This window comes from Streptomyces canus 299MFChir4.1 (assembly GCF_000383615.1).
Lineage (GTDB): Bacteria > Actinomycetota > Actinomycetes > Streptomycetales > Streptomycetaceae > Streptomyces > Streptomyces canus_C.
Genome location: NZ_KB911583.1, coordinates 819,451 through 845,461, shown reverse-complemented (window position 1 = coordinate 845,461; position 26,011 = coordinate 819,451). Strand labels below are relative to the sequence as shown.

The 26,011-nt window shown below is 71.5% G+C and carries 21 protein-coding genes and 2 pseudogenes; 12 read left to right on the top strand and 11 right to left on the bottom strand.

All coding sequences use genetic code 11. The features are described 5' to 3' along the window. The first annotated feature begins 101 nt into the window (after positions 1-101). The 4 genes and pseudogenes from H293_RS0107960 to H293_RS57165 form a co-directional block, all read left to right on the top strand. A complete protein-coding gene (locus H293_RS0107960) occupies positions 102-770 on the top strand; it encodes a DUF4097 family beta strand repeat-containing protein (protein WP_020117353.1) in 669 nt (222 codons plus the stop codon). Positions 771-781: 11 nt separating this feature from the next. Next, complete coding sequence (locus H293_RS0107955; RefSeq protein ID WP_020117352.1) at positions 782-1,357, top strand: GtrA family protein; 576 nt, start codon at positions 782-784, stop codon at positions 1,355-1,357. 61 nt (positions 1,358-1,418) lie between these two features. Next, positions 1,419-1,982: a hypothetical protein gene (locus H293_RS0107950; protein ID WP_020117351.1), complete on the top strand. Its 564-nt coding sequence runs from the start codon at positions 1,419-1,421 to the stop codon at positions 1,980-1,982. A gap of 45 nt (positions 1,983-2,027) precedes the next feature. After that, positions 2,028-2,264, top strand: a pseudogene (locus tag H293_RS57165) (erythromycin esterase family protein); the annotation flags it as partial. A 225-nt stretch (positions 2,265-2,489) separates the two neighbouring features. Here H293_RS57165 and H293_RS0107940 read toward each other — a convergent pair. After that, complete coding sequence (locus H293_RS0107940) at positions 2,490-3,395, bottom strand: LysR family transcriptional regulator (protein ID WP_028807654.1); 906 nt, start codon at positions 3,393-3,395, stop codon at positions 2,490-2,492. A gap of 95 nt (positions 3,396-3,490) precedes the next feature. On the opposite strand from H293_RS0107940, the gene H293_RS0107935 reads away from it, so the two are divergent. The 4 genes and pseudogenes from H293_RS0107935 (at position 3,491) to H293_RS0107925 (ending at position 5,878) form a co-directional block, all read left to right on the top strand. Further along, positions 3,491-4,345, top strand: coding sequence for an alpha/beta fold hydrolase (locus H293_RS0107935; RefSeq protein WP_020117348.1), 855 nt, complete (start codon positions 3,491-3,493; stop codon positions 4,343-4,345). Next, the gene (locus H293_RS59970) at positions 4,342-4,536 is read left to right on the top strand and encodes a hypothetical protein (RefSeq protein WP_259294442.1); all 195 of its coding nucleotides are present in this window, start codon (positions 4,342-4,344) and stop codon (positions 4,534-4,536) included. Before H293_RS0107935 ends, H293_RS59970 begins: the two co-directional genes overlap by 4 nt. Further along, positions 4,458-4,988, top strand: a pseudogene (locus H293_RS59965) (LLM class flavin-dependent oxidoreductase); the annotation flags it as partial. The gene H293_RS59970 and the pseudogene H293_RS59965, both read left to right, overlap by 79 nt. Before the next feature lie 119 nt (positions 4,989-5,107). Next, a complete protein-coding gene (locus H293_RS0107925; RefSeq protein ID WP_028807653.1) occupies positions 5,108-5,878 on the top strand; it encodes a class I SAM-dependent methyltransferase in 771 nt (256 codons plus the stop codon). 32 nt (positions 5,879-5,910) lie between these two features. Here H293_RS0107925 and H293_RS49225 read toward each other — a convergent pair whose 3' ends face one another. The 3 genes from H293_RS49225 to H293_RS0107910 all read right to left on the bottom strand — a co-directional run bounded on the left by H293_RS49225 (position 5,911) and on the right by H293_RS0107910 (position 8,755). After that, positions 5,911-6,516, bottom strand: coding sequence for an ATP-binding protein (locus H293_RS49225; protein ID WP_020117346.1), 606 nt, complete (start codon positions 6,514-6,516; stop codon positions 5,911-5,913). Positions 6,517-6,695: 179 nt separating this feature from the next. Then, positions 6,696-7,397: a GAF and ANTAR domain-containing protein gene (locus H293_RS0107915; protein WP_028807652.1), complete on the bottom strand. Its 702-nt coding sequence runs from the start codon at positions 7,395-7,397 to the stop codon at positions 6,696-6,698. 365 nt (positions 7,398-7,762) lie between these two features. Further along, positions 7,763-8,755 (bottom strand): zinc-binding dehydrogenase, encoded by a 993-nt coding sequence (locus H293_RS0107910; protein WP_020117344.1) that lies wholly within the window; start codon positions 8,753-8,755, stop codon positions 7,763-7,765. Between the two features lie 233 nt (positions 8,756-8,988). Between H293_RS0107910 and H293_RS0107905 the strand changes: the two genes are divergently transcribed. Further along, the gene (locus tag H293_RS0107905) at positions 8,989-10,746 is read left to right on the top strand and encodes a protein kinase domain-containing protein (protein ID WP_020117343.1); all 1,758 of its coding nucleotides are present in this window, start codon (positions 8,989-8,991) and stop codon (positions 10,744-10,746) included. Positions 10,747-10,777: 31 nt separating this feature from the next. Here H293_RS0107905 and H293_RS0107900 read toward each other — a convergent pair whose 3' ends face one another. From H293_RS0107900 to H293_RS0107880, 5 genes are all read right to left on the bottom strand, one after another. Then, positions 10,778-12,292 (bottom strand): FG-GAP repeat protein, encoded by a 1,515-nt coding sequence (locus H293_RS0107900; protein WP_020117342.1) that lies wholly within the window; start codon positions 12,290-12,292, stop codon positions 10,778-10,780. 192 nt (positions 12,293-12,484) lie between these two features. Then, positions 12,485-12,910 carry a VOC family protein gene (locus H293_RS0107895; protein ID WP_020117341.1) on the bottom strand — a complete coding sequence of 142 codons (426 nt, stop codon included), beginning with the start codon at positions 12,908-12,910 and terminating at the stop codon, positions 12,485-12,487. A gap of 126 nt (positions 12,911-13,036) precedes the next feature. Then, positions 13,037-14,275 (bottom strand): 4-hydroxybenzoate 3-monooxygenase, encoded by a 1,239-nt coding sequence (locus H293_RS49220; protein ID WP_259294440.1) that lies wholly within the window; start codon positions 14,273-14,275, stop codon positions 13,037-13,039. 104 nt (positions 14,276-14,379) lie between these two features. Further along, a complete protein-coding gene (locus H293_RS0107885) occupies positions 14,380-16,269 on the bottom strand; it encodes a glycoside hydrolase family 97 protein (RefSeq protein WP_020117339.1) in 1,890 nt (629 codons plus the stop codon). A gap of 35 nt (positions 16,270-16,304) precedes the next feature. Continuing rightward, the gene (locus H293_RS0107880) at positions 16,305-18,614 is read right to left on the bottom strand and encodes a glycosyl hydrolase family 95 catalytic domain-containing protein (protein ID WP_028807649.1); all 2,310 of its coding nucleotides are present in this window, start codon (positions 18,612-18,614) and stop codon (positions 16,305-16,307) included. A 290-nt stretch (positions 18,615-18,904) separates the two neighbouring features. On the opposite strand from H293_RS0107880, the gene H293_RS0107875 reads away from it, so the two are divergent. Continuing rightward, a complete protein-coding gene (locus H293_RS0107875) occupies positions 18,905-20,092 on the top strand; it encodes an acyl-CoA dehydrogenase family protein (protein WP_020117337.1) in 1,188 nt (395 codons plus the stop codon). Between the two features lie 150 nt (positions 20,093-20,242). Then, a complete protein-coding gene (locus H293_RS0107870) occupies positions 20,243-20,695 on the top strand; it encodes a DUF5707 domain-containing protein (RefSeq protein WP_020117336.1) in 453 nt (150 codons plus the stop codon). A 31-nt stretch (positions 20,696-20,726) separates the two neighbouring features. Here the strand turns inward: H293_RS0107870 and H293_RS0107865 are convergent, their stop codons facing one another. Then, entirely contained in the window at positions 20,727-21,449 is a 723-nt protein-coding gene (locus H293_RS0107865) for a FadR/GntR family transcriptional regulator (protein ID WP_020117335.1), read from the bottom strand. A 752-nt stretch (positions 21,450-22,201) separates the two neighbouring features. Between H293_RS0107865 and H293_RS0107860 the strand changes: the two genes are divergently transcribed. Then, positions 22,202-24,664 carry a SpoIIE family protein phosphatase gene (locus H293_RS0107860; RefSeq protein WP_020117334.1) on the top strand — a complete coding sequence of 821 codons (2,463 nt, stop codon included), beginning with the start codon at positions 22,202-22,204 and terminating at the stop codon, positions 24,662-24,664. A 60-nt stretch (positions 24,665-24,724) separates the two neighbouring features. Here H293_RS0107860 and H293_RS0107855 read toward each other — a convergent pair whose 3' ends face one another. Beyond that, entirely contained in the window at positions 24,725-25,993 is a 1,269-nt protein-coding gene (locus H293_RS0107855; RefSeq protein ID WP_033415249.1) for a CE1 family esterase, read from the bottom strand. Positions 25,994-26,011 lie beyond the last annotated feature (18 nt).

Below are 26,011 nucleotides of genomic sequence, written 5' to 3'. Positions count from 1 at the left end.
CTGCAATGACGGGAGTATCACGCAACGAGTATGTTGCTGGAATCGTGAATGCAACGTAGCTTTTCGTTCATCGGAAACAGCGACGAACGCAGGAGCACCTGATGCAGAAGTTCGACACCCCCGCCCCCGTCACCACCGTCATCGACCTCCCCGCCGGCCGCGTCCAGGTCATCGCCGCCGACCGCGCCGACACCACCGTCGAGATCCGGCCCGCCGACCCCGCCAGGAACCGCGACACCAAGGCCGCCGAGCAGATCGACATCACCCACGGCGACGACGGAGTCCTGCGGATCACCGCCCCGGCCGCCAAGAACCAGTACTTCGGGCCCTCCGGATCCGTCGAGATCACCGTCCAGCTCCCCACCGGCTCACATGTCGAGGCCACAGCGGCCGCCACCGAGTTCCGGGCCGTCGGACGCCTCGGGGACCTCGTCCTCGAAGGCGCCCACGGCCCCGTCAAGATCGACGAGGCCGCGAGCATCCGCCTCACCGCCACCGACAGCGACATCACCGTCGGACGCCTCACCGGACCCGCCGAGATCAGCACCCAGCGCGGCGACATCACCATCGCCGAGGCCCTCACCGGCACCCTCGTGCTCACCACCCAGAAGGGCGACATCACCCTCGCCACCGCCGCCTCCGCCGCCCTGGACGCCGGCACCTCCTACGGCCGCGTCCACAACTCCCTCAAGAACACCGAGGGTTCCGACGCCACCCTGACCATCCGCGCCACCACCACCCACGGCGACATCACCGCCCGCAGCCTCTGAAAGGAACCCTGATGCCGTCGCCGCTCATACAGAAGCCCGAGACGGCAGCCCCGGCCGCCCTGAACCCCGTCGTCTCCTTCCTACGGTTCGTCATCCTGGGAGGCGGCGTCGGGGTTCTCTCCGGCCTCGCGGTGCCGCTGCTGGCCATGACCCTGCCCTGGGCCGTCGCGAACGCGCTGGTCACCGCCGTCTCCACCCTGTTGTGCACCGAACTCCACGCCCACTTCACCTTCGGCACCGGGCGCCGCGCCGGATGGCGGGAGCACGGGCAGTCCGCCGGCTCGGCGACCGCCGCCTACCTCGCCACCACCGCTGCCGTATACGTCCTTCACCTGGTCCGGCCCGCCCCCGGCATCCTGAGCGAACAGATCGTCTACCTGAGCGCCTCCGCCCTCGCAGGGCTGGGCCGCTTCGCCCTCCTGCGCCTCTACGTCTTCGCCATCGCCGTGGAGGGCACGACCCTGAACACCTACGGATTGCGTGTGTCGACGCCTGGCGCGTCGGCACACGCGGGCGGTGTCACACCCGCGTGGGACCGTGGAGGTTTGGACGAACGGCGCGTGGTCGACGCCCGGCTGCCGGCCTGAAAGAACCGGCGATGTCGGCCATGGCGGCCACCGCGCGCCCTGAGCCGAGAAAGGCCGCGTCATGACCGACATCGACACGCAGTTCCTGCGCAGCCTGTTCGACGAGGAAGGCAGTCTGCACACCGCCGGCCGCACCGCCCTGTACCGGCTCTACGGCGTCGAAGGCCTGCTGTACGTAGGCATCTCCACGTGTCCGCTCACACGCGTCCGCACCCACCTGCAGCAGCGGTCCTGGGGGCCCCACGTCATCGGCATACAGATCGACTATCCCCACGACGCGCACGCGGCCGAACGCGAAGCCGTCCACACCGAACGGCCCCTGCACAACGTCGTCTTCAACGGGCAAGCCCCTCCCCCACCACCCGACCGGGCAGCCCGGCTCAGGGCCGAACTCGCCGCGCAGCAACGCCGACTGGAAGAACTCCAGGCCGCCGTACCTCAGTCCGCCACCCACCTGCGCCTCATCCTCCGCGGCATCACCGTGGCACAGACGAAGATCGCCAAGCTCACCAGGGACGCCGAAGAGGCCGAGGCCGCACAGGACCCGTCCGGACGACGGGCCGGACGGGCCGGACGGGCCGGACGGGCCGGACGGGCCGGACGGGCCGGACGGGCCGGGCCGTAAGAGACAGAACGAACGGAGACATCACCGGCAGGCTCAGTCGCGGCCGCGAAGGCGGGCTCCAACGAGCACGCCCTGGACCAGGCCCGCCAGGACGACTACTTCGTCGACCTGCGCACGGCTTCCGCTCCCGCGCTTGCCTGGCTGGACAAGGAGCGCGCCACCTGGAACATCGGGGCCCGGTGGCCCGACCCCGTGCGGTACACGACGGCCCTCGGCCGGGCGCACGACATCCTCACCCACCTGCACGACGTCGAAGCGACCACGTATCTGGGAACCCCCTGACCGCGCGGGGGTCCCTATGATCCGCGGGGGCAACCCCTGATCCGCGGCCTCCCGCAGGCCGCTCGGCCCGGCCGCCCTGGCTCGCCGCCCGGGTGGTGCGGGTTGCGAAACAGGATCTGCCGGACGGAGGGGCTCGTTCCGTACGTCGACGGCCCACTGCGCCTCGCCCCGGTGCGGCGCGGCGGGCGACGGCTCCCGGTCGCGATCGCGGCCAACCGCCCTGCGTCAGGCCCTGGGTGGCGGCGGTGCCAGTGCGGCCGCGACCTCCACGGCGACCTCGACGGCACGGGCGGCGAGCGGTGAGTGGACGCGTCCGGCCTGCCAGTGCAGGTAGATCTCCCGGGGCGGCAGGGAGGGCCGTAGCTCGTGGACACGGAGCCTGTCGTCGGAGGGGACGTCGACACCGCGGACGGCGAGCCAGGGCAGCAGCGCCGAGCCCAGGCCGGCTCGCACCATCGACAACAGGGTGTCGTTGACCGCGCTGCGGAATACGATCTGCGGACGGGCACCGCTCCGGGCGAGTGCCTGCTCCACCAGCGGCTGGTCGCAGGTCAGCGGCCAGGCCACCATCGGTGCGCCGTCGAGCCGGTCCAGCGACACCGGACCGTCGGGGAAGGTGCCGGCGCTCGAAACCAGCAGATACGGATCGTCGAGCAGCTTGCGGTGCTCGACGTCGCCGTCGATGCGGCCGTCGTAGAAGAGCAGGTCGAGGTCACCGATCCGGGGCTGCTCCGGCTCCTCCTCGGACAGCCTGATGTCGCAGCCGGGGTGCTCGGCGCGCAGCCGGCGTACGACCGACGGCAGGATCACGCTGGACACGCTCTGGAAGGTGCCGATGTCGATGCGGCCGTCGCCCGCCTGGAACCGGTCCACGGCGTTGGTCAGTGCCTCCGCCCTCGCCAGCAGGACGCGGCCGTGGTCCAGGACCACGGAGCCCAGGGGGGTGAGCCGGACCCGCCTGGGGCCGCCCGGGCGGTCGAACACCGGACCGCCGACGGCCCGCTCCAGCGCGGCGATCTGTTGGCTCACCGTCGACTGGGTGTATCCCAGACGGACGGCTGCCCGGCCGAACGAACCTTCCTCGACGACGGCGGCCATCGCAGCCAGGTGGCGCAACTCGACGGTGCTCACGCGTCCCACCGTAACGAAGTACATCGCCCTAGGCGATCGAGTCGATCGGAATTCATCGCTTTTCACAATGGAGTCGTGCGCTCTAGCGTCAGAACATGACCTCACCTCACTCGCACGGCGAGCAACTCCTCGGCATCAACGGCGTCGAGCTGTGCACCGAGACCTTCGGAGACCGCGCGGACCCGGCGATCGTGCTGGTCGCCGGGGCGGCCGCCTCGATGCTGTGGTGGGACGCCGACCTGTGTGAACAGCTCGCCGCCCGCGGCCGGTTCGTGGTCCGGTACGACCACCGGGACACCGGTCGCTCGACCTGTTGCCCACCGGGACGACCGGCCTACACGTACCCGGATCTGGTCCTCGATGTGCTCGGTGTCCAGGACGCCTTGGGCATCGAGGCGGCCCATGTGGTCTGTCAGTCGATGTTCGGCGGGGTCGGACTCGTCCTCGGCGTGGACCACCCCGACCGGGTGGCGTCGCTGACGTTCGTCTCGACCTCGACCGGTGCCGACGATCTCCCGCCGCCTTCGAGCGACCTCGCCATGCCGGCCGAGCCGGACCTCTCCGACGAGGCCGCGGTCGTTGACTACGTGGTCGAGGGCGCGAGGGCGTACGCCGGTGGCTCGCCGTACTTCGACGAGACCGTGATCCGGGCATTGGTCGCTCGTGACGTGGCGCGCGCCAGGAACTACTCGTCGACCCTGGTCAACCACTTCGCCATCGAGCCCGAAGGGCCGACACGCGGTGGCTTCGGCGACATCGTGGCGCCTGCGCTCGTGGTCCACGGCGACCACGACCCGCTGTTGCCGCTGCCGCACGGCGAGGCGCTGCGTGACGCGATCCCGGGAGCGGAGCTGCTGGTCCTCAAGGGGGCCGGGCATGATCTGCCGCGTCCGGTGTGGGAGGACTTCGTGCCGGCTCTGGTGCGGCACACGGCCGTAGGTGGCTCGTGAACCGGCTGCGGTCGGCGCTCTGGCCGCCCCTCTTCGACGGCCTCGCCGACCCGCTCGCGGTCGCCCGCATCGCCGCCGACGCGGAGGAAGCGGGGTGGGACGGCTGCTTCGTGTGGGATCAGCTGTGCCGGCGGGAGCCGGTCCGGCAGGTCGCCGACCGTGGATCGCGCTGGCGGCGATCGCGACCGTGACCGAGCGGATCCGGCTCGGCCCGATGGTGACGGCGCTGCCCCGCCGGCGGCCGGCCAAGGTGGCGCGCGAGAGCGCGACACTCGATCGGCTCAGCGAGGGCCGTCTCACTCTCGGCGTGGGCCTCGGCAGCGACCGGTTCGCCGGCGAACTGTCCAGGACCGGCGAGGAGCTCGACGCCCGGCGGCGCGGGCGGATGCTCGACGAGTCCTTGGGTGTCCTGTCCGCCGCCTGGTCCGGCGAGCCGGTACGCCACCGCGGCGAGCACTACACCGTCGACGACATCGCGTTCCTGCCGCGACCGGTGCAGCGACCGGGCGTGCCCGTGTGGGCCGCCGGAATGCCGGGCAACGCCAAGCCGATCCGCCGTGCCGCACGACTCGACGGGTTCTTCCCTGCCAATCTGGAGCACCCGGACCAGCTCGCCGACGTCGTCGGCTCGCTCACCGAACTGCGCCAGGGCCGGATGGCCTCGTACGACATCGCCGTAGGGTTGCCCCTGAATGTCGACCCCGAACCGACACCGCGCGGAGAGTACTCCGCGACGGCCCCGCGGCTTGAGGAGGCCTTCCCGTGTTCGACTACGACTCCGAGCTCGCCCGGCATCACGAGCGACTGCTGGAAGCCCTGGGCGTCCGCCCCGGTGATCGTGTCCTGGACATCGGCTGCGGCACCGGCCGGACCACCCGGGACGCGGCCCGGGCGGCGTCGCCGGGCACCGCGCTCGGCATCGACGTCTCGGGGCCGATGCTGACGCGGGCCCGCCGTGCGGCCGCGGCGGAAGGACTCCGCAATGTCGACTTCGCACAGGGCGACGCCCAGGACCACGCGTTCCCGCCGGAGCACTTCACCTTGGCCGTGAGTCGGTTCGGGACGATGTTCTTCTCCGACCCGGTCGCCGCGTTCGCCAACATCGGGCGGGCCCTGCGTCCCGGTGCGCGCTTCGTGCAGCTGGTCTGGCAGGCCGCCGAACGTCAGGAGTGGCACACCGCGATCCGGGCGGCGCTCTCGCGTGGCCCGGCGGCGTCGGCGTCCGCCCCGGCGGCCCCCGACCCCTTCACGCTGGCCGATCCGCAGGTCACGACCGGCATCCTGACCGCGGCCGGGTTCACCGCGGTGGACGTCGTCGACGTACGCGAGCCCGTCCGTTACGGCCCGGACGCCGAGGGCGCGCTGGCTGCCGTACTCCAGCTGCGCATGGCGAGGGAATGGGTCACCGGTCTCGATGCCGCGAGCGCCGATCGTGCCCGCGACCGGTTGCGCGCGGTTCTCGACGCGCACGACACCGGCGACGGCGTGTGGTTCGACTCCCGCGCCTGGCTGGTCGTCGCGCGCCGGAGTTGACCCTCCGGGCGGGGCCGCCGCCTGGGCATGCGCTACAGGGGTGGGCCGACCGATGAGCGGTGTGCGGTGACCGAGCTGTCGCCGCCGGATCGCGTGCTCCGTCGCCCCCGTGGGTCGACGGAGCCGTGGATGACGCCGTGCGGACCCGCGCCGAGGGAGTCGGCGCTCCCCCTTTCGTCGGGCCGTGTCCGGTCGACGGGCTCCCCGCGGCCGGTGTCGTCACTCGCGACGAGTCGCAGATGAGCGGTGATCTGCTTGCCTCTGCCGCGCGGGGTGACGACGACTTTGTCACTGACCGAGTGCACCAGGTACAGACCGTGACCGCCGACACGGCGGCGGTCGGGCGGCTGGACCACCGGCGCGTCGGGCGAGGTGTCGTGCATGCTGATCGACAGCTCTGTGCCGGTCAGCCGCAGTGTCAGGGTGCAGGGGCCGGGAGCATGCCGCAGAACGTTCGAGATGAGCTCGCTGACGACCAGTTCGGCGTCCGTGACCCGGGACGCCTGGACGGCGGGGCGGTCGCAGCGCGCAGCGTGGGCGAGGACCGCACGCACATCCCGCCGCGCCTGTGCGGCGTGGGCCGTGCCGGGGCCCCAGGCCGCGGCATAGCGCAGTTCGGCATGATCGTCCCTGCCCACCTCGTCTGCCGCTGCTTCATAAGCGGGATGACCATGTGGAGCTCTTTCGTCGCTTTCACCACTCGTGGCTGCTTGTCGCTCCAGCGGCTACCCGGGCTCAGGGCATGTACGCAGACCGTGCGCGGGCGACCGGCAGGTCGCGTCCGCGGGACGAGTGACGCGCCGGGCCGGACGGCGTGTCAGGCCTGGCCGGCGCCGTCCGCGCGGACCCGCTGAGCGACGTCGCGCAACTTGATGTTGTGCTGCTGCGAGATGCGGCGCAGCACGCTGAAGGCGTCGTCCTCGCTCAGCTTGTGCCGTTCCATCAGGATGCCCATGGCCTCGCCGATGGCATGGCGGGTCTTCATGGCGTCCTCGAGCTGGTCGATGGCGCGGGCGTCGGCCAGGGCGACGGCGGCGTGCGAGGCCAGCATCCAGCCGGCGGTCTCGATGTCCTTGCCGAAGGCTCCGGGGCGGCGGGAGTAGAGGTTCAGCGCGCCGAAGTCCTCGTCGTGGGTGTAGAGCAGCACCCCGGTCATACTGCCGATCCCCAGGTCGCGAGCCGCGGCGGCGAACCGCGGCCAGTCCGGCTGCGGCTCGGTGATGTCCGCGATCCGGAACACGCGCTCGCCGTCCCCGCCGTGGGCGCGGGCGGCGAGGTCGAAGCACGGGCCCTCGGCCAGCTCACCCTGCAGCCGGTCGGATGACTCCACCACGTCGCCGCACGAGGACAACGTGACCGCCCGGCCCTTGCGGACCGCGAGGATCCCGGCCGCGTCACAGCCGTCCACGAGCTGCACGGCCGACGCCGCGATCTCGTCCAGCGTGCCCTGCACCGACTCCTGCGCGAGCAACTTCCGCGCGAGCTGGGCCATCGCCTCGGCGAACTCCCGCCATTCCACCGCCACCACCCACCTCCACCGGTGCGGCCACCCTACCGCCGACCCGCTCTCCGTCTCGCACCGAGCCGCCGCAGCACGGTTCACACCGGTCGGTCGGCCCTCCGGCCCGCTTGGCCCCACTCCCGTGCGGAGCGGGCCGTCGCCTCCCGTCAGGGCTGCGGAGAAGGGTGGACCTCACCTGAACGCGGCCTCCCCGGCTCGTTGGCTGAACCGGAGAAGCCTGGCCGGTGCGGCCCCCATGGGTACGCCGCCACGCCCGGCCTGCCCTTCAAGTCCCCACCTCTGCCCGCACTACTCCTGCGCGGCCGGCGCCGGAAGAGGCGGGCGCCTGAGCCGTACGGGAGCCGGCGGGTCGCCGGCCCTCATCAACGATCCTCATGCCGGACCCGGACGACGAGCTTGCCGGTGGCGCGGTCATGTTCCATGTCGTCGTGGGCCCGCGGCACCTGGTCCAGGCCGTCGTAGACCCGGTCCACGGGAAAGGCCAGCCGGCCGGCGGCGACCGCGTCCAGGATCTCCTGGAAGGCATCCCGCGGCAGGTCGGACGCGTCGCCGAAGTATCCCGCGAGGCGTACGCCCCTCGGCAGGTACTCGTTAGGGGAGAAGTCCCGCACCGTCCACTGGTTGGAGAGGCTGCCGCCGAAGCAGCCCGTGCCGTGCACGCGTACCGCGCGCAGGGTGTCGGGCAGGGTCGGCGTGCCGACGAGGTCGAGGGCGGCGTCGACACCGTCCGGGTACAGCTCGCGCACGGCGGGCGCGATCTCGCCGGTGTCGAGCAGCGGGTGGTCGACACCGCGTTCCGCCAGCAGAGCGAGGCGGTCGGCCCGCCGGGTGGTGGACAGCACCGTGGCGCCGCGCCAGGTCGCCAGCGCGGCGGCTGCCAGGCCGACCGAGGAGGTGCCGCCGCGGATCAGCAGGGACTGGCCGGGCTTCAGGTCCAGGCCGACGGTGAGCGAGCCGTAGGCGGTCTGCACCATCTCCGGCAGGGCGCCCAGCACCTCCCAGGGCAGGTCCGTGTCGACGGGGATGACCTGGGACAACGGCACCGAGGTGTACTCGGCGTAGCCGCCGTCGTAGGTGCGCCCCATGTCCCCCATCATCGCGACGACCTTCTGCCCCGGAGCCAGCCCGCTGCCGGCCGGGGCCGCGTCGACGATGCCCGCGGCCTCGATGCCGGGCACCCGGGGAAAGCTGACGCCCTCGCTCACACCCAGGCGGAGCTTCAGCTCCGAGCGGTTCAGGCCGAACGCCTCGACGCGGACACGCACCCAGCCGTCCCTCTCGGGCGGGAGCGGCAGCATGGTCGGCCGCAGGTTGTCCACGGGACCGGGAGCGGAGAGCCGGACGGCGCGCATCATGCGGGGCGAGGACGTCATGAGCCTGCTTTCTACCCGTGACAGGAGAGTCGGTCGGCGGTCGACAACACGTTGCCGTTGCGGGTTCATTCCCGACGCGTCCGGACGATCACTCGTTCGAAAGTGACCCGCGTGACGGAGGTGACCGATTTCCTGAACACATGCGCGAGCTGAGCTACGCTCGTCTCCCGCCGGGGGCGAACTGGCGTGCATCGAATGTGACTTCGGGGGATTTCTTGGCGGGACAGCGGCCGGCGTCGGCGGACGACGCGGCTGCCGCGCTGCGGCAGACCGGTGCCTTACCCCTGCGGCTCGGCGACCCGGGGCGAGTCGGCCCCTACGCGCCGGTGGCGCTGCTCGGCAGTGGCGGCATGGGAAGGGTCTTTCTGGCGCGCCCCGTGGACGACAGCCCGGGTCTGGTCGCGGTGAAGGTGATCAGGCCGGAGTACGCGGAGGATCCCAGGTTCCGGCGCCGCTTCGAGCGCGAGGCAGCCGTACACGCCCGACTTCGCACCCCGCACGCACCCCGACTGTGCGGCACGGGCTTCGAGGACGAGCTGCTGTGGATGGCCACGGAGTACCTCCCGGGCTTCGATCTCGCGGAAGCCGTCAAGGAGTACGGCGCCCTGGAGACGACCGCGGTGTGGCGACTGGTGGCGGAGCTCGGGCAGGCCCTCGCTGCCCTCGCCGTCGAGGAGATCGTGCACCGGGACCTGAAGCCGTCCAACGTGCTGCTGTCCGTCCGCGGCGCGCACGTGATCGACTTCGGGATCTCGAAGGCCGCGGACGCGAGTGCGATCACCGGCACGGGCAACCGGGTGGGGACCCCGGCCTACATGTCCCCCGAGCATCTGAGGGAGGGCCGGTCCGACACGGCCTCGGACGTGTTCTCGCTGGCCGGGACACTGGTCTACGCGGCGACGGGCCGTGCGCCGTTCGGCGACGGCACCGGGGTCGACGTGATGCACCGGGTGGCGTACGAGAACCCCAACCCCGAGGTCGTCGGCGAGATCTCGGCGGCGGACGAGGAGCTCGGTGCCCTGCTGACCGCCTGTCTGGACAAGGAGCCCGCGCGGCGGCCCACCCCGCAGGAGCTGATCGACGCCGCCCGGGTACGCCCGGTGACCGCCACCTGGCCGGACCCCCTGGGTACCAAGGTGCTCGCCCGACAGCGGGCGTACGAGGCGCTGCACCGTCTGCCCGTCGCGGACCTGAGCCGTTTGCGGTCTGCGGGCGACCTGCCGCTGCCCCTGTCAGCGCGTCTACCCCAACCAGCTCCCCTGCCCGTCGCTCCCGATGCGCCGTCGCCCGTGAAGGCTGAGAACGCCCCTCCCCCGCCGGGCCGGTCCGGGGACCCGGCCCGGCACCGCAGGAAGGCGTTACTGGGCGTCGCCGCGGTTCTCACGATCTGTGTCGTGGCCGCGGTGGCGTTGCTGCTCGTCCGTCAGGACCCCCCTGCCGTCGCCTCTCCGAAAGCCGGCGCCACCAGTGCGGACGGCACCGGCCCCCGTGGCGCCTCCGACGGTCCGCTGTCCCCGAGCGTCGGCGGACTGAGCCGCCCGGACGTCGACGGCGCCGCGGTGGAGGACCGCGACCCGACGGCGGGAGCCGCCTCGGCGAAGCCCCGGGCCTCGGGCTCCGCAGGCGACCGGGGCGGCGCCTCCTCGCCCCCCGGTCAGGCTCCGTCCGCCACGCCGTCCGCCACCGCGTCCGCCGACACCCCCTCCGCCGGGACCGACACCGCTCCCTGGCTCTCGGAGTGCACCTACTACGGCGGCAACGGACGCACTCGGCTCGGCGACAGCGGCAAACGCGTCCAGCAGGTGCAGTGCATGCTGACGGAACGCGGATACAGCGTGGGAAGCACCGGCCTGGACGGGGAGTTCGGGTCCGGCACGGAGACCGCGGTCCGGGCCTTCCAGGACGAGCGGGGCCTTGACGCCGACGGCGTCGTGGGGCACGACACCTGGGTCGCGCTGCGCAGCGCCGAGTGAAGGCCCCCGTCCCGCGAGGGATGTGCCCCGCTCACTCGTCGATCACGGCGCCGAAGCGGGCGCCGTGGCCGCTGCCGCCGAGAGCGGCGGCGCCGTAGGAGCGGGACCCGTCGGCGAGCAGTCCGTCGCCGCTCGCGGGCAGCAGCCACACCGCGCCGTCACCGGCGTTCTCGTCGGGCGCCGCCGCCACCAGCTCGGCCCGGCCGTCGCCGTCGGTGTCCACGAGGCGCACCTGGGCGCCCCAGCCGTCACCGGCCTCGGCGGCACCGGGGATGCCCGGGGTGTTCTGGTCGAAGGACTGGGAGCCGGTGCCGGTCACGCCCTCCCGCGAGCCGCGCAGCAACCACACCGCGCCCGCCCCCTGTTCTCCGTCCGCGTCCTCGCCGGGCGCACCGACCGCCACATCGGCGAAGCCGTCACCGTCGACGTCGGCGACGGACAGGTCGTTGCCCCAGGCGTCGTGCTGCTCCCCCGCTCCGGGCACGCCCGGGGAGTTCTGCGACCACCACTGCGGGGCCGTGCCTGGGCCCTCCGTACCGGCGGGACCCTCCCCGCCGCCGTAGTAGACGCCGACCAGGCCGCCGGGGGCGTCGGCGTCACCGGCCGTCTCGTCCACGCCGCTGCGCTGGCCGACGACGAGGTCGTCGTAACCGTCGCCGTTGATGTCGCCGGAGGCGGTGCCCAGGCCGCCGTGCAGGTCGTGCCGGTAGCTCAGGCCCTCGACGCCACCCGCGTAGTAGGCGGACCAGCCCTTGGCGTAGTCGTCGTCAGGGCTGTAGCCCGAGACGACCAGGTCGGCGAAGCCGTCGCGGTCGTAGTCGCCGGTGGTCAGGTAGGCGCTCTGGAGGGTGTGGCCGGTGGCGTGCGGGGTGCCGACCTGGCGCAGGACACCCGCGTGGTAGGTGAAGACGTGCAGGCCCACCTTCTGGTCCAGGACGACGAGTTGGTCGCCGTCGATGTCCCCGGTGAACCGGGCGGCGGCCACCGCGTGTCCGAACCGGGCGCCCTCGGCGGGCTTGGCGGCGGTGAAGGTCGCGGTGCGCTGGGTGTCGAGGCCGTGCGCGGATCCGTAGACGACGGTCACCCGGCCCGCGTCCTCGACGGTGCCCTCGTCCTCGCCGGGCGCGCCGATGACGGCGTCGTCGAAGCCGTCACCGTCCAGGTCGCCGGTCGCGACGGCCTGTCCGAAGCGGTCACCGGTCTCGGAGGTGCCGGGCACGCCCTTGGTCGACTGGCTGACGACCTGGACCTCGCCCTTGGGCACGGTGTTGTTGGTGCCGATGCCGTTGGGGGCGCCGTACTGGACGGTGACGTATCCGGCGCCCTCCTTGCCGTCGACGGTGCCCTCCGAGACGCCGATGAGGAGGTCGCTGTACCCGTCGCCGTCGAAGTCGCTGTTGCGGTCGGCGGCGGAGGTGCCGCCGGGGACGCCGGCGAAGGCGGTCGGCGCGGCCAGGATGCCGGCTCCCGCCAGCAGCAGGAAGGAGGCCGCGGCGACGGCGGCCGAGCCTGCGGTACGCCGGGTGCTGCGCGTGGTGATGCTCATGTCTGGTCCCCCCGTGGGATGCTGACGCTCTGTCAGTCGGCTGGTCCAACCGACTGGTCTCGGCCGCAAGGCGGTCGCAACGCAGGGTTCGACACGACGAGCCGGGAACAAGTTGTGGGGCCCCGGCGTGCTGTGACACGCCAGTGACAACCGTTGCCCGCCCACGACACGCGCCAGGTCCGGGACCCCGGTTCAGCGGACCGGCTCGCCGATGCCGAGCAGGTTGCCCTCGCTGTCACGGAACCAGGCCGCGCGTTCTCCCCGGGCGTGCTTGCTCGGGTAGTTGCCGTCGACGTCGGCGATGCCGTTCTCGGTGCGGAGGCCGGGGACGTCGACCTCCTCGAAGACCACGCCGCGCTGCCGGAGTTGGGAGACGGCCGTCTCGATGTCGTCGACCTGCCATCCCATCTGGGTGAAGGTGCCGGGCGACGACCCGGCCGACTGGAAGAGGGCGAAGTCCGTGCCCCCGCAGCGGTACAGCAGTCCGCCGGGGCGTTCGTCGACGGGCTCAAGACCCAGCTGCTCGGCGTAGAAGCGCCGGGCCCGGTCCAGGTCCTGGGCGGGCAGCCGGGTCGCCACGCGTCCCCGGGCCAGGATGTTCCCCTCGTCTGCGGTCATGCCTCCACTGTGCGCCCTGCGATCCGCGGAGCGTGGGCGGCGGTTCCGGCACGGCGTGGCTCAGGGACCGGTCGGCGGGCGGTGACGGTCCCCCTCTCCGTCGGCTCACCCGCCGCTGGGCGAGCCTCAGGAGAGGTCGCCAAGGACTTCTCGGGGCACCGCGTCCCCGGTCGGGTCCAGTCCCGTCATGAGTTCGGCGAAGGCGCGGGCCGCGGCCGGGGAGTTGAAGAGGCGGTCGAGGCGGGCGCGGGCCAGGTGACGCAGGAAGGGTTCGCGGTCGCCCGCGTCGTGCAGGGTGCGGGTGAGCCAGTGGGAGAACTCCTGGTCGTTCCAGACGCGGCGCAGACAGCGCGCCGAGTAGCCGCGCAGGGCGGACTCGTCGCCTCGGACGAAGTCGCGTACGGCCCGGACGAGGACGTCGGCGTCGTACAGGGCGAGGTTCATGCCCTTGCCGCCCATGGGTGACACGATGTGCGCCGCGTCGCCGACCAGGAAGAGACGGCCGTACTGCATGGGGTCGTGGACGAGGCTGCGGAGCCGGAAGATCTCGCGGTCGGTGATCGGGCCGAAGACCAGGGCGGGATCGCCGAGCCGGGAGCGCAGGGCATCCCGGACGCGGTCGTCGGGCCAGCCGCCGGGGTCGTCGTCGGGCGGGCACTGGAGGTAGTAGCGGCTCGCGTGCGGGCCGCGGGGGAAGTGGGCGGCGAAGCCCTCCCGGCTGGTCGCGAGGAGGGGGTGGGCCGGGGGCGGGGCGTCGGCCAGGACGGTGAGCCAGCCGATGCCGTGGTCGAAGGCGTACGTGGTCAGCACGCCGTCCGGGACGGCCGTACGGCTGACGCCGCGATCGCCGTCGCAGCCGGCGACGAACTCGCAGGTGATCGCGCGGAGCGTGCCGTCAGGTGTGCGGTAGCGGACGGTGGGGCGGTCGCCGGTCAGGTCGTGCAGGGAGACGTCGGCGGCCTCGAAGCGCAGGTCGCCGCCGTTCTCCAGGAACGTCGCGGTGAGTTTCTGCACGAGGATCTGCTGGGGGCACAGACGAGCCGGCGGGCCGTCGGAGCCGTCGCTGTCGGACACCAGCCGGCTGTGGCCGTCCACCCGGAACTCCAGGATGCCGTCGTACGGGACACCGCCGAGGACCCGGTCCGACAGCCCCCAGGAGTCGAACATGCGGACAGCGCGCGTCTCGACGATGCCGGCCCGCTGGCGCTGCGCCACGTGGTCGCGGGAGCGGCGTTCCAGGACGACGCAGTCGATGCCGCTGTGCCGCAGCAGCGTGGCGACGGTCATCCCGGCCGGGCCCGCGCCGATCACCACGACGGTCGTGGACTCGGGAGAGTCCTGCAACTCGCTTGCTGGTACGGCCACTTGGGCACCTCCGGCACCAGCCTAGCGAGGCCCGGCGCACGCCGAGCCGGATTCGATCAGCAGCGTCCTCGCTGATCGAATCCGGCTCCCGGAACGGAGTGCGCTCAGCGCCGGCAGGTGGTGATGCCCGGCCGCCAGGGGCAGGCGAGTCCGGCGAAGCCGCCGTTGGCCACGACGTCGACGGCGAGCGTGTCGCCGCCCCGCAGCACCCGCCGGTCCTGGACGAGACCGTCGGCCCCGTCCCGGATCGTCTCCACCAGCCACCGGCCCGCACCGAGGGACAGCGGCACCTCGGCCGTGCGTGCGGCACCTGCGTAGATCCCGCCCAGGAACCAGCGCGCTCCGCTGCGGCGGGCCAGCACGGCCTCCTGACCGGGTGCGCCCGCCAGGAGTCGGGTGTCGTCCCAGGCCGCGGGGATCTGGTCGAAGTAGCCCCGGGCGAGCGGCCTGGCCTCGTACGACTCCGGGGTGCCCGCCAGCATCTGCAGCCCCGACTCGTAGGCGACGGCGAGGCCGACCTCGGCCGCGTCCGAGTTGGGCCGCAGGCCCACGCGCTGGAACGCCCCCGGTGTGAAGTCCATGGAGCCGATGACGTTGCGGGTGAAGGGCAGCGTGGTGAGGTGGGCGGCGGTGTTGGTGCGCTTCTCCTCGCCCGCGACGCCTTCCAGGGTCATGACCTGCGGCCAGGTGCGCTGGATGCCCTTGGGGATCGTGGAGCCGTGGAAGTCGACCATGAGGTGGTGGGCGGCCGTCTCCGCGAGGATGTTGTCGTACCACTGGAGCATGGGCTGGGCCTCGGAGTTCATGAAGTCGATCTTGACTCCCTTCACGCCCCACTTCTCCAGGGTCGGCAGCCACTGGGCCCGCTCGGCGGGGGTGTCGAGGTCGCGCTGGTGGATCCAGACGATGATGCCGACGCCCTTGGCGCGGGCGTACCGGACGAGTTCCGGCATCCAGCTGTCGGTCTGCCAGTCGGGGTCGGTGACGTCCCACTCCCCCGGCCGGTAGTACCAGCCGGCGTCAACTGCCTCATAGGGCCAGTGGCGTTCGGCCGCGTAGTCGACGTACGCCTTCTGCGCGGCCAGACTCTGACCCGCCTCCCTGCCGCCCGCGAGCCACGTCCACAGGACGGTACCGGGACGCACCCAGGAGCTGTCGCGAACCTTGGACGCGGGAGCGAGGTCGTCCGTGAAGGTGGAGCGGGTGACGGTGGCGAGGTCGCCGGTCACCATGGCCCGCCAGGGGGTGGCGAGAGGGCCGTCGCTCGTCACCCGCTCGTCTGCGAGCTCGACGCGATAGGTGCCGGTGCCCTGGGTGTGGGCGAGGCGGGCGCCGGAGTAGGAGCCGGTGAGGTCGGTCTCGGCGAGCAGCGTGTAGCCGCCGTCGGTCGAGAACAGGGCTTGGTCGGAGTACGCGCCGGTGGGTGCACTGGCGGCGGTGTACTGCGCGAACTGGCCTTCGTTGTCGACCCGGTAGGTGCCGAGCCATGCCTTCGCGTCAGCGGGGAGGTTGAAGGCGGACGCCTCGCCGAGGACGTCACCGGCTCCCGCGGGCAGGACGTAGCGGTAGGCGATGCCGTCCACGGAGGCACGCACGACGAGGTCGAGACGGGCGCCCGCGGCGGTGGCGAAGGACAGGCGGGTCTCGTTCATACGGACCCGGCGGTCCAGCCGCTTGCCTGACTTGGTGCGGTAACGCTCCTCCACCGTACGGTCCTTGCGGTGCAGGAAGCGCAAGTCCTTGGACAGGTCGGCCTGTTCGGTGACGAGGCCGACGGGTGACGCTTCGATGACCGTACGGCCCTCCCGGGACACCGCGAGGCTCAGCGTGCCCGTGGTGTCGTCGAGGGTGACCTGTGCGCGCGGGGCGCGTACTCCCGCGGACAGGGACCAGGACTGGTCGTGCTGTTCTGCTTGTGCGGGTGCTGTGGTGAGGAGTGCGGCCGCCAGCGAGGCGCAGAGTGCGGTGACCGCTGTTCTGATCGGAACTGCCATCGATGTCCTCCGAGTTGTGTTGCCTGTGCCGGCCTTTACGGCAGTCCCCACGCCGGTCCCGGCTCGCTGACGGCGACGGGCGTGATGCTCAGGTCGGGACGGGAGCCGGTGTGGACGAGCACTTCGCGGCCGCGGGGCAGGTCGATGGCGAGGACGCCGTCACCGAGGTCGTGGGTGCGGGCCGCCGTGCCGTCCTCCAGAACCGCGGTGAGGCGGCCGGTGAGGCCGTGCCGGAGCTTGAGGGGTTCGCCCGCCAGGCTCTTGACCCTGATGAAGCGGGTGACTCCCGCCTTGCGGACGGCGCTGACCAGAAAGGCGCCCTGGGTACGGAAGTTGTGCAGGGTGAGGTCCGCCCAGGCGGTCGGGACGGCCGGGAAGACACGGATCACCCCGCCCCAGCTCTGGCAGAACATGTCGTGCAGGGACTGCGAGGCGGACAGCGGGGTCTCGATGACCGGGCCGGCCTCGGTGTAGTGGGTGTTGGCCCGGCAGGGGTAGCGGGTGGTGGGGTCGAAGAACTTGCGGAGGTAGGTGATCGCGGTGTCGCCGTCGCCGGCCATGGCGTACATGGAGGCGGCACCGGTGTAGCTGTAGCCGCGGTGGGCGCCGGTCAGTTCGTGCCAGTGGACGACCGACTTGGTGATGAGGTCCCGGTTCTCGGGCTGGTCCCAGTTGACGAGGTAGAGGGGATAGACCATCAGCAGGTGGGAGTAGTGGCGGTGGGACTGGGAGTAGGGGGTGTCGGCGCCGATCATGAAGCCGTTGGCGTCGACCGAGTACGGCGTGAGCTTGGCCAGCACCTCCTGCCAGCGCGGCTTCAACTCGTCGTCGACACCGAGGAGTTCGGCGGACTCGAGAAGGGTCTGGCAGCCCCAGCGGATCAGGGCCAGGTCGTAGTTGGTGTCCTGCGGCGGGACGACGGGGTACTCGGGCGAGAGAGTGCTGGGCAGGTGGAGCTTGCCGTCGCTGCCCGGGGTGAGGAAGTGCAGGTAGTAATTGATGGCGCGGCGCAGCACGGGGTAGATCGTGTCGCGCAGTAGGGACTGGTCCATGGAGTGCCGGTAGGACAGCCACACGTTGTGCAGGGCCCAGGTGAGGTCGCCGGTCTCTGCTCCGGTGCCGGGTCGGCCGACGCCGCGGTTGGCGAACATGTCGGAGCTGCGGCCGATGCCCGAGCTGTCGGTGCGGTAGGCGGCCGGCACGTTGGCGATGAGCTGTTCCTGGTTCTGGCGCAGGGTGGTGGCCAGGGAGTCGAGCTCCGGATGGTTGAAGGCGTGGATGAGCCAGTACTCCAGTTGGACGTTGAGGTTCCACCAGACCGCGGGCCAGGGTGTGGGCTCCAGCCAGGGTCCGCAGGTGGCCATGACGGGACCGCCCGCGCGGCTGGCGGAGGCGACCTTGTAGAGCTGGATCCAGTGGAAGCTCTGGAGGCGCTGGTCGGGGAACGACACGAAGCTCTTGCGGTAGAACGCGTGCCACCAGCTGGTATGCCGTTGCCTGAGCACGCTGTACGACTTCGCGCGGCTCAGGTTGCGCAGCGAGTCGGCCTCCGCGGCGGTGTCGGACGGGTGGCTGTGACCGACGCTGAGCAGCAGGTCGTGGCCGGTGCGGCGGTGGGCGGTGGCGGTCTGGCCACCGCCGGTGAGGGGCTGGAGCACCTGTTCGGTGCCGTCCGAGGCGGTGCGGGTCGTCCAGGGCGGGTTGGCGGTGTAGCCGGAGGGCGGCGCCTCGCTGATCTTGCGGGGGCTGATGGCTTCTTCGGGGTGGAAGGTCCAGGTGGCCCGTTCACCGCCGTCGGCAGTGACGCGTACGGCGAGAACCTCGTCGTGGATGAGGGCGGCGAGGGTGAGGGTGCCGGCCGTGGTGGTGACGGTGCCGGTGAGTTCGGCGTTCCACAGGCTCAGCCGCCAGTCGACGGAGGTGATGGTGCCGGCCGGTTCGAGGGTGAGGTGGCCGACGGGGAGGCGGCAGGTGCCCCAGCCGCTGCCGAACTCGGGCCGGTGGTCCTGGACTCGGCCGTGCTGGACGGTGAAGCGGATCCGGTTGGCGCCGGGCTCCTGGTAGATCATGCTGCCGAGTTGGCCGTCACCGAGGAACGGGCCCTCGTGCCAGAGGGTGGGCAGCCTGGTCCACAGCAGGTCCTGCGCGCGCAGGAACCCCTCCCAGGCGCTGTCGGCGGTCATCGTGTCGCGAAGCTTCCAGGGGCGTGCGGTGCTCCCCTGCGCAGACGTCGGTGCTGCGGCGTGCGCCGTACCGGGTAACGCGACCGCCGCGGCTCCGCCCAGCGCGGTGCCGAGTACGGCTCTGCGGGGCGGCCGCGGGTGTTTCTCCGGCTGTGAGGTCATCGTCGTCCTCCAGAGCGGGTCCTTGATACATCGGGTGTATCGGGAACCTAAGAGGGGCTTGTGCACCTGTCAATAACCTCAGCACTCCGCGAATTGCCGCAGGGTTAAGCCACATAAGGGGTCATTGGACTGAGATCCGCACGTCAACAGGACCAGACCATCCTCCGTAACCCATCCGATGTATCTTGCCTGACCGCATCAACAGGACGGCCTGAAGGGGGCGTTGACACCCATCGGGTTCGGCGTCACGGTGAGAGTTCTCCCCGCGCATCGGGCTCGGAGGTCTTGTCTTGGCTGGTTCATCCGCACCGAACTCGGACGCCGAACTCGTCGAACGCGTACGGAAACTTCAGCCTCTCATCCGTTCGCACGCCCTGCGCGCGGAGCAGGAACGCCGGGTGACCGGCGAGGTCGTCACCGCCCTCACGGACGCCGGGGTCCATCGCATGAACATCCCCCGCCGGTACGGCGGTTACCAGTCCTCGGCGCGTACGCAGGTCGACGTGCTGAGCGAGGTCTCCGCCGCGTGCGGGTCGACCGGGTTCACGACGCTGATCCAGGCCGGGTGCGCGTTCATCGCGGCGCTCTTCCCGGACGAGGCGCAGGACGAGATCTTCGCCGACCCCGACGTACGGGTCAGCGGCACCCTCGTCCCGAAGGCGAAGGCCCGTCCGGCGGAGGGGGGTTACGTCGTCGACGGCACCTCCCCGTTCGCCACCGGCTGCCAGGACTCCGACTGGCACCTGCTGACCACGGTGTCGGACTCCGGGGACGGCCGCCCACCGGAGCTGCTGTGGACGGCCGTTCCGATGACCCAGCTCGACGTGGTCGACGACTGGCACGTGTCCGGTCTGGCCGGGAGCGGCAGCAACAGTGTCGTGGCCCGTGCCGTCCGTGTCCCGGCCCACCGCGCACTGCCCCTGGGGCCGTTGCTGAGCGGCTCCTTCCCCTCTCGGCTCAACAGCGCCGACCCCTTCTACGGCATGCCCGTCCTCCTGCTGTTCTGCGTCTGGACGGCGGCCGGCGCCCTCGGTCCGGCCAGGGCGGCGCTGGCCGAGTTCGGCGAGCTCATCCACCGGCGGGGCATCACCTACACGTTCTACGAGCATCAGCACGAAGCCCCGCTGACCCATCTGCAGTTCGCCGAGGCCGCGATGAAGATCTCCTGTGCCGAACTGCTCACCGCCGACTTCGTCTCGCTGATCGATGCCCGTGCCGCGGACGGCAACCGGTACACGCCGGAGGAACGCGCTCGGATCCGCGCCCAGAGCGGTTACGTGGCGCGGCTGTGCAAGGAGGCCGTTGATCTGATCGGTTCCGCCTCCGGTGCGTCGTCGCTGCGCCTGGAGGTCCCCGTCCAACGTGCCGTACGGGATCTCAACGCCCTGAATCTGCACTCCTTCGTCAACCCCGCAGCGAATCTGGAGTTGTACGGCAGGGTGTTGTCGGGGCTGGACGCCGGTACGCCGTTCCTCTAGGTGATGCGCGTCGGCACCTGCGACTCCCTTTACTCAGGCCGGAGTTGAGTACACGTGCTCATACCCGGCGCTCGCCGCGCGGCCAGGATGGGTGCACGGCGCCACCGAGAGCGCCGGTGTGATCCAACTGAACCTTTCGGGGGAATCCTCATGTCGCGTCGTATCGTTCTGTCCGCGGTTGCCGGTGTCGTCGTGCTCGGTGGTGCGGGTGCCTTCGCCCTCGCCTACGCCGGGGACCAGTCTCCGACGCTGTCGCACAGCACGGCCCGCTACACCGCTCCCGACGGGGACCGCGCCGGCTCGTTGACCTTCGCCACCGACGTCACGGCGTCCTCCGGTGTCAAGAGCGTGAAGGTGCTGGCCTGGCCGGCGAACTCGTCCTTCGCCAAGCAGGGGCTGACCGCCAAGGACATGGCCGCCGTGGACTCGGCCGTCTGCAAGCCCTCGGGCGGGGACACCGAGCGATGCACCTACAAGGTCACCGTCACCCGCGCCGATGCCGACGACTCCCCGCAGGGTGCGTGGCACGTGGCCGTCCTGGCCACCGCCAAGGACGGCGACACGACGCTGGACACCAAGGCCGCCGACTTCAAGGTGGGCTGAATCCGGACGGCGGCGGGTGAGCGTCCGCTCGTCACTTGTGCGCTGTCGTCTCGACGGGAAGGGATTCGCCTGAGCGCAGGTGCTCCCTCAGCCACTGCTCGGTGTTGCTCACATGCAGCAGCGCGGCGGCCTGGCTGAGGGCGGAGTCCCGAGTGGAGAGCGCCTTGAAGATCGCCTCGTGCTCGGCGAGTGTGCGGCCCGCGGCCTTGTCGTCGATCAGACCACGCCAGATTCGGGCGCGCAGGGTGCGGCCGGAGATACCTTCCAGGAGGGTGAGGAGGGTCTCGTTGCCCGTGGCCGAGACGACGGCGCGGTGGAACGCCGCGTCGTGGGCGTTGAGCTGTGCGACGTCGTCGCGGGCCTCGCGCATGGCGTCCAAGTGCCACTTGACCTCGGCCAGTTGAGCGTCGGAGATCCGAGTGGCGGCAAGGGCCGTGGCCATCGGTTCGAGCAGCCGCCGTACCTCCATGAGGTCCTGCAGCGCGACCGAGTCGCCCTGCAGCAGTTCGACCGCACCGCCGAGTCCCTCCAGGAGCAGGCTCGGCTGCAGGCTGGTCACATAGGTGCCGTCACCCCGCCGGACCTCCAGGACCCGGGCGACGGCCAACGCCTTCACGGCCTCCCGGGCGAGGTTGCGGGACAGGCCCAGCTGGGCGGCCAGCTCCGGCTCCGGCGGGAGCTTCGAGCCCGGCGGCAGCGCACCGGACCGGATCAGCTCACGGATGTCCTCGATGGCCTTGTCCGTCAGAGACACCGCTCACCACTCCCCCCACCGTGCGCCGCGGGCACGTCCGGCCTGATCAGAGCCCGAGTACGGAGAGCACCCCGGAGGCCGAGGGGAGTCTGCCGATCATGGTGTTCCACGTTCCGTCCGACCTGTTCGGGGGTTCGCACGCCTGGGGCGACGTTGATGATACTGGGACGCGTCCGCGGCCCCGCAGGGTGGCGTGGAGAGGGCGCTCGGGGGGGCTGGGCCATGGTGCGGTGTCGTCGGCGTCGCGTACCTCCGGGACAAGGGTGACGGCGCGCCGGTCAGCGGCTGACGCGGACATCCAAAGTCCGGTGACGAAGCCCGTTTCGGCGGCGAGCGCGTCCGCCACTTCAGACACGGCGACTTCGTCCAGAAGCTGCGCACCCGCTACGGGCCCGGCACGACCATCGTCGCGCTGGGCGCCGCCCGGTACGCCGGCCATGTCCAGCAGGTGGTCAGGGCACGCAACGACACCGGCGACAGCCGGGTCCGCTCCTGGTCCCTCGACGACTCGGGCCTGGACTTCGTCGGCTGCGACTGGCACTACTCGGCCCACGACGACCGCCTCATCGCCGATCGGCTCACCTCGTTCGTCGCCGGTCTGCCGACGGGCTGGGGAGGGAGGGAGGCACCCGGTGGGGTCCGGCCCGGGGCGCACCGGCCGAGGCGCCGTCCAGCGGAAGCGGATCTAGGCTGGAATCAGCCGCTGGAAACCAGCCCTGAGGGGCACGGCTGTCCGGACGGAGGCGTCGCGGATGGACATGGCCGACAAGAAGGATGCCCCCGCTGCCGCGCTCGTGGTGGGGCCGGACGGCCTGGTGAGCGGCTGGAGCGAGAGCGGCCGTCTGCTGCTGGGCTGGACGGCTGAGGACGCGGTCGGGCGCCCCCTGACCGACCTGCTGGCCGCTCCCGCGCCACCGGGCTTTCCCGACAGCTTCCCCACCGGTCCGGATCACACGAGTCCCGTTTCCCTGCGGCACCGGGACGGTTCCACGGTGGACGCCGTGGTGACGGCTCACCCATTGGGCGGCACGGAGGGCCGGGCGCTGGGCCATGTGGTGACCCTCCAGCGCTGGGAACGGCGACCCACGATCGCCGACTGGGCCTTCGAGCAGTCCCCCTTCGCTCTCGGCGTCTACGACCCTGAGCTGCGGTTCCTGTGGATCAACGCCTCCTCGGGCCGGGTGATCGCGCACTCCGAGGAACAGGTGCTCGGCAAGAAGTACCGCGAGGTGCTTCCCGAATTCGACCGCTCGCTGTTTCCCGAGAGGGACGACAAGCCGTACACCGACGCGCTCGCACAGGTGGCGAGGACGGGCGAGCCCACGCGGCTGATCACCGTCTTCCAGCCGCGCGGCAGCGACTACGCCAACGCCTGGGCCACCAGCATCTGGCCCGTACGGGATGCCGAGGGCCGGCTCCGCGCGGTCGCCAACTGGGGATTCGACATGAGCGCCGAGTACTGGGCTCGGCAACGCCTGCTCATCCTCAACCAGGCCAGCGGCGGCATCGGCCGGACACTCGACGTGATCGGCACCGCCCAGGAGCTGGCCAGGACCTCGGTGCCGGGATTCACCGACCTCGTCACCGTGGATCTCTTCGACGAGGTGCTGCGCGGGGAGGAACCGCCCTCCCCGGCCACGTTCGCTCCCGGCGACACCCTCACGCTCAGCCGTGCCGCCCGGCACAGCGCGCAGGAGGGCAGCACCGACCTGCCTGCCGGGACGGCGATTCCGGTCAGCCATGCTCGCGACTCCGTCGCCGCCCGCTGCCTGACCACCGGCCGCTCAACGGTCCAGCTCGCCGCCGAACCCAGTCAGGGAGGCGAATGGGCCTTCGGACCCGGGCTCGCCGCCGACCCGGCCCACTGGCCGCCGGGGAATCCGTTGATCGACGAGTCCATCGCCGCGGACGGGCTGACCGGCCGGATCACCGTGCCCCTCCGGGCCCGCGGCGCGCTGCTCGGCGTCGTCGCGTTCTCCCGCACCGACCGGCCCGAGGCCTTCACCGCCGACGACCTGATCCTCGCCGAAGAGCTGACCGCCAAGGCGGCCATCGCGATCGACAACGCCCGCCGGTACTCACGCGAGCGTGCGACGGCACTGACCCTGCAACGCAGCCTGCTGCCGCAGCGACTGCCGAGCCAGGAAGCCCTTGAGGTGGCGTCCGGCTACCTGCCCACCGGGACCGACGCGGAGGTGGGCGGTGACTGGTTCGACGTCATTCCGCTCTCCGGGGCCCGGGTCGGCCTGGTCGTCGGCGATGTGGTCGGCCACGGGCTGCACGCCTCGGCCAGCATGGGCCGGCTGCGCACGGCGGTCCGCACGCTGGCCGACGTGGACCTGCCGCCTGACGAGCTGCTCACCCACCTGGACGACCTGGTCCTCCACCTTGCCAGCGACCTCCAGCCCGCCGGCCCCTTCCAGCCGACCGGCGAGTTCGGGGCCACCTGCCTGTACACCGTCTACGACCCGGTCTCCCGCCACTTCACGCTGGCGAGCGCCGGCCATCCGCTCCCGCTGGTCATCTCCCCGGACGGCACCGAAACCCCGGTGCACGCACAGCCGGGACCGCCCCTCGGCGTCGGTGGGCTGCCTTTCGAGGCGACGGAGATCGAGGTGGCCGAGGGCAGCCTGCTCGCCCTCTACACCGACGGGTTGGTGGAAAGCCGCGAGCGCGACGTCAACCAGGGGGTCACCGAACTGCTGCGGGTCCTGAACCGATCCGCCACCTCGCTGGAGGACCTGTGCGACTCGGTGATGAACGCGCTGCTCCCCGAACGCCGCACCGACGACGCCGCCCTGCTGCTCGCTCGCACTCACGCCCTGGATCCCCAGCACGTCGCTGACTGGGATGTCGAGCCCGACCCCGCGCAGGTGCCACGCGCCAGGAAGTTCGCCCTCGACCAACTGGACGCCTGGGGCCTGGACGAGGCCTCCTTCGTCACCGAGTTGGTGGTCAGCGAGCTGGTCACCAACGCCATCAGATACGGCGCGCCTCCGATCAAGCTGCGGCTGATCCGTGACACCTCCCTGATCTGCGAGGTCTCCGACGCCAGCAACACCGCCCCGCACCTGCGCCGGGCGCGCGCCTTCGACGAGGGCGGCCGGGGCCTGCTCCTCGTCGCCCAGCTCACCCAGGGATGGGGCACCCGGCACACCACCTACGGAAAAACGATCTGGTGCGCGCAGGCCCTCCCCGATCCCGAGCCGCGATGAGACAGGGAGAGCCGCACGCCACTTGCACGGGGGGCGGCCCGACCCGCCTGATCCCTTCGGTCAACTCCCTTCAACGGCACAGGCGGTGCCGTTGAGGGTGTAGGAGGTGGGCACGGCCGTGTCGCCCGTGTGGGTGGCCTGGAAGCCGATGCCCACGGACGTGCCCGGGGCGATGGTGGCGTTGTGGGAGAGGTTCCTGGCCGTCACCTGACCGGAGGTGGGCGAGTAGGCCGCGTTCCAGCCGGACGTGATGGCCTGGCCGCCGGGCAGGGTGAAGACCAGGGACCAGCCGTCGATCGCGGTCGTACCGGTGTTGGTGATGGTGATGTTGGAGGTCAGACCGCTGTTCCACGCGCTGACGGTGTCGGTGACCCGGCAGGTGGCGGTCCCCGGTGACGGGTCGGAGCCCTGGAACTGCGTGAAGAACTTCCACACCTCTCCCGGCAGCCAGGTCCTGCCGCTGTCACCGGGGGCCCCGTCCTGCGGAGCGGCGATGTGCCCCTCGTCGAACGCGGCCCAGGCGACCGGATGCCCGGCCGAGCAGCCCGAGTAGGTGGTGACCCGGTGGGTCAGGCTGCCCTGCGCGGGCTCGGGCGGGTTCTGGGGGGTGCAGCCGTTGTTCCTGACGAACCTGTCGCGCATCGCCCGCCCGCCGGAGATGGCGAGGACGTTGTCCCGGAGGCCGTGCACACCGAGGTAGGCGATGGGCTGCGTTCCGCCGCTGCATCCACTCAACTGCCCGCCGCTCTGGACCGCGACCGCGCGGAAGACCGTCGCGCGAGAACAGGCGAGGGCGTACGACATGGCGGCGCCGTAGCTGAATCCCAGAGCGAAGCGCTGGGTCGTGTCGACGCACAGGTCCGCCTCGATCCGCCGGATCATGTCGTCGACGAAGGTGACGTCCTCGCCGCCGGAGTTGGCCCAGCCGTTGTCGAGGCCTTGGGGCGCTACGAAGATGGCGCTGTTGTTCGCCAGCCGCTGGAGCCCGTAGTAGGCCCAGGTGCCCGTTTCCACGGTGCGGCCCGTGGCGACGTCGGTGGAGGTGCCGCCCCACCAGTGGAACCCGAGGACCAGCCGGTAGCCGCGGTCGCGGTCGTAGCCGTCCGGGACCCGCAGGATGAAGCTCCGGTTCCTGCCGCCGCTCTGGATGGTGTACGTACCGCTCGTCAGGCCGGGTGCCTTGCCGCAGCCGGGGCTCGCGGCAGCGCTGGCGGAGGCCGTGAGCGGGGTGTTCTCGTCCTGGCCGCGGCCCACTGCCGTGCCGCCCATGCTCAGGACGACAAGCACCGCGATCAGGGCGGGCCATAAGACGGATCGTGTCCTTCCCATCGTGCAACTCCCCTTCTT